This window comes from Thermoanaerobacter sp. CM-CNRG TB177 (assembly GCF_018588165.1).
Taxonomy (GTDB): Bacteria; Bacillota; Thermoanaerobacteria; order Thermoanaerobacterales; family Thermoanaerobacteraceae; genus Thermoanaerobacter; species Thermoanaerobacter thermocopriae.
On record NZ_JAFCAC010000026.1, the window covers coordinates 1 to 3,565 of the forward strand.

The window sequence follows — 3,565 nt, forward strand, 5'->3', positions numbered from 1 at the left end:
CATGCGGTTTCGTCCTCTCAAATTTTTGCTTCGCCATCCTTTTTTCCTCCTTTATTTCTTTTCTAAAATTTGATCAGCAATATTTTTAGGAACTTCTTCATAGTGATGGAACTGCATAGTGTAAGTTCCTCTTCCTTGAGTTTTTGACCTTAAATCAGTAGCATATCCAAACATTTCAGCTAGTGGTACAAATGCTCTTATAACTTGAGCTCCAGCTCTTGCTTCCATTCCCTCGACTCTTCCACGTCTTGAATTTATATCTCCTATTATATCTCCCATGTATTCTTCTGGAACAACAACCTCCACTTTCATGATAGGTTCCAAAAGAACAGGGTTTGCCTTTTTCATACCTTCTTTAAATGCTATAGAACCAGCTATTTTAAATGCCATATCCGATGAGTCAACTTCATGGTAAGATCCGTCTACCAATGCCACTTTTACATCGATAACAGGATATCCTCCAAGGACACCGTTTTGCATAGCTTCTTGAATACCTGCGTCAACTGCGGGAATATATTCTTTTGGAATAACTCCTCCCACAATGCGATTTTCAAAGGTATAACCTTCTCCACGAGGAGCTGGTTCCATCTCCAACCATACATGACCATACTGACCGCGTCCGCCGGATTGCCTAATAAATTTCCCTTCAATTTTGACCGGTTTAGTAATAGTCTCTTTGTATGCAACTTGAGGCTTACCTACATTACAATCAACATTAAATTCCCTTCTTAACCTATCGACAATTATCTCCAAGTGCAATTCTCCCATACCAGCTATTATTGTCTGCCCCGTTTCTTGATCAGTATATGTCTTGAAGGTCGGATCTTCTTCAGCTAGCTTTAATAATGCCATAGTCATTTTCTCTTGAGCAGCTTTAGTCTTAGGTTCTATAGCAACTGAAATAACTGGCTCTGGAAAATCCATTGATTCTAAAAGTATTGGATGATTCTCATCACAGAGAGTGTCTCCTGTTGTAGTATCTTTCAGCCCAACAGCTGCAGCTATATCGCCTGTGTAAACAGCCTCCATTTCTTGTCTGTGGTTTGCATGCATTTGAAGAATTCTACCTATTCTTTCTTTTTTACCTTTTGTGGAATTTAAAACATAAGACCCCGCACTCAAAGTCCCTGAATATACTCTAAAGAAAGCAAGTTTGCCTACGTAAGGGTCCGCCATAATTTTAAATGCTAGCGCTGAAAAAGGTTCTGAATCATCAGCTTTCCTCTCTATTTCTTCCCCTGTGCCTAATGCCATGCCTTTTACCGGTGGCAAATCAAGTGGAGAAGGAAGATATCTCACTATCGCATCCAGCATTGGCTGAATTCCTTTGTTTTTGTAGGAAGATCCACAGACGACTGGGACTAAATCACCATTTATAGTTCCTTTTCTTAAGGCTGTGTGTATCTCCTCTTCAGTTATTTCTTCTCCTTCTAAATATTTTTCTAAAATGGTTTCATCTTGCTCAGAAACTGCTTCTAATAACTTTTCTCTATACTCTTCAGCCAAATCTTTTAACTCGTCAGGTATTTCAGTTTCATCCATTACAGTTCCTAACTCATCCTCATATATTATTGCTTCCATTTTAACTAAATCTACAATCCCTTTGAAGGTATCTTCTTTCCCTATAGGAATTTGTATAGCTACAGGATTAGCCCCCAATCTTTCTTTTATCATTTTTATTACATTGAAAAAGTCAGCGCCTATTATATCCATTTTATTAACATAGGCAATTTTTGGCACATGATATTTGTCAGCCTGTCTCCACACAGTCTCAGATTGAGGCTCAACACCCTCTTTTGCAGAAAAAACCGCAACAGCTCCGTCTAATATTCTAAGAGACCTTTCAACTTCTACAGTAAAGTCCACGTGTCCTGGCGTATCAATAATGTTTATCTTATGACCTTTCCAATAACAAGTAGTAGCCGCAGAAGTTATGGTTATACCTCTTTCCTGCTCTTGGACCATCCAGTCCATTGTAGCAGTACCTTCATGGACTTCTCCTAACTTATGGACTTTCCCTGTATAAAAAAGTATTCGCTCGGTAGTAGTGGTTTTCCCTGCATCTATATGCGCCATAATACCAATGTTCCTAACTTTATCTAAGCTGTAATCTCTTGGCATCTTCCATCCTCCTTTCTTGTCTCCTAGATTCACTACTCCCTATAGAAAACTACCATCTATAATGAGCAAAGGCTTTATTAGCTTCTGCCATCTTATGGGTATCTTCTTTCTTCTTAACACTTCCACCAGTGTTGTTCGCAGCATCCATTATTTCTGCTGCTAACTTTTCCATCATAGATTTGCCATTTCTTTGTCGCGCATACTCAACAAGCCATCTTATCCCAAGAGATAACCTTCTTTCTGGTCTTACTTCCATAGGAACTTGGTAAGTAGCACCACCTACTCTTCGTGGTCTTACTTCAAGAACAGGCATAACATTATTTAAAGCCTCTTCAAAAACCTCGAGAGGATCTCTTCCTGTCTTTTCTCTTATTATGTCAAAAGCTCCATAACAAATTTTTTGAGCCAAGCTCTTTTTGCCATCCCACATTACCTTATTAATTAGTTTTGAAACTTTTTTGCTATTATATACAGGATCAGGAAGGACCTCTCTTCTTTCTGCCTGACCTTTTCTTGGCATCCTTTTCCCTCCTTTTGTGTAAAAACTTTACAATTATCAACTCTAAGGAAGAACATTTATATTTCCTTTTACTCTCATTTTACTTTTTAGGCTTTTTAGCGCCATATCTTGAACGAGCCTGTTTCCTATTGGTAACACCCGCCGCATCAAGGGCTCCCCTGATAATCTTATACCTTACACCCGGTAGGTCTTTAACCCTTCCTCCTCTTACTAAAACTACAGAGTGTTCCTGCAAATTGTGACCTATACCAGGAATGTAAGCTGTAACCTCAGTACCATTTGTCAGTCTTACCCTTGCTATTTTTCGTAGCGCTGAATTTGGTTTTTTAGGAGTTGTAGTCTTTACTACAACACAAACTCCTCTCTTCTGAGGATTACCCTCTAAAGCTGGAGCAGCAGATTTATATTTTACCGGTTTTCTTCCATATCTAACCAATTGATTTATCGTTGGCATCGTCGCACCTCCTTCCAAATAAATCAAGAAATAATTACCCCTTAAAGGGGTAATTATTTCTTTTCAACTATAATATCCGCTGCAGCAGCAGCGCCTACATCAATACCACACATTACCCCAAGTTCTTTCATAGTATCGATGTACACTATTTTAATTGAATTTTCCTCACATAATTCTTTTATTCTCTTAGTAACGTGTTCTTCCGCATCTTTTGCAATGTAGACCTTCAGAACATTACCATTCGTTATCGCTTTTAAAGTCTGCTTCGCTCCAACCACCCGCTTAGAAGGGCAATCTTGTCCCGCCATTTACCTTCCTCCTATCAGGACAGCGGTCTTTAACACACTTAATAATTTTATCATTAAGCAGTTTAGCTGTCAACAGTAGAATTTCATTGGTTCGTGTTAAGATTTTGTAGGTTAGTTGTATAATTAAATGCAACAGATAAAAGAATAGAAACCATAGTGAAA

General features: G+C 38.5%; 4 protein-coding genes. All 4 read right to left on the reverse strand.

Translation table 11 applies throughout. The features are described 5' to 3' along the window. Nucleotides 1-51: 51 nt before the first annotated feature. A complete protein-coding gene (gene fusA, locus I4N53_RS01560; protein WP_214495433.1) occupies nucleotides 52-2,121 on the reverse strand; it encodes an elongation factor G in 2,070 nt (689 codons plus the stop codon). Between the two features lie 49 nt (nucleotides 2,122-2,170). Next, nucleotides 2,171-2,641: a 30S ribosomal protein S7 gene (gene rpsG / locus I4N53_RS01565; protein ID WP_028992519.1), complete on the reverse strand. Its 471-nt coding sequence runs from the start codon at nucleotides 2,639-2,641 to the stop codon at nucleotides 2,171-2,173. A gap of 79 nt (nucleotides 2,642-2,720) precedes the next feature. After that, nucleotides 2,721-3,095 (reverse strand): 30S ribosomal protein S12, encoded by a 375-nt coding sequence (gene rpsL, locus I4N53_RS01570; protein WP_214495434.1) that lies wholly within the window; start codon nucleotides 3,093-3,095, stop codon nucleotides 2,721-2,723. Between the two features lie 53 nt (nucleotides 3,096-3,148). After that, nucleotides 3,149-3,403, reverse strand: a complete 255-nt coding sequence (locus I4N53_RS01575) for a ribosomal L7Ae/L30e/S12e/Gadd45 family protein (RefSeq protein ID WP_028992518.1) — start codon at nucleotides 3,401-3,403, stop codon at nucleotides 3,149-3,151. Nucleotides 3,404-3,565 lie beyond the last annotated feature (162 nt).

Excerpts from the sequence above, each read along its gene's own strand:
- fusA (WP_214495433.1), bottom strand. The coding sequence starts at position 2,121 with ATGCCAAGAGATTACAGCTTAGATAAAGTTAGGAACATTGGTATTATG.
- rpsG (WP_028992519.1), bottom strand. The coding sequence starts at position 2,641 with ATGCCAAGAAAAGGTCAGGCAGAAAGAAGAGAGGTCCTTCCTGATCCT.
- rpsL (WP_214495434.1), bottom strand. The coding sequence starts at position 3,095 with ATGCCAACGATAAATCAATTGGTTAGATATGGAAGAAAACCGGTAAAA.
- I4N53_RS01575 (WP_028992518.1), bottom strand. The coding sequence starts at position 3,403 with ATGGCGGGACAAGATTGCCCTTCTAAGCGGGTGGTTGGAGCGAAGCAG.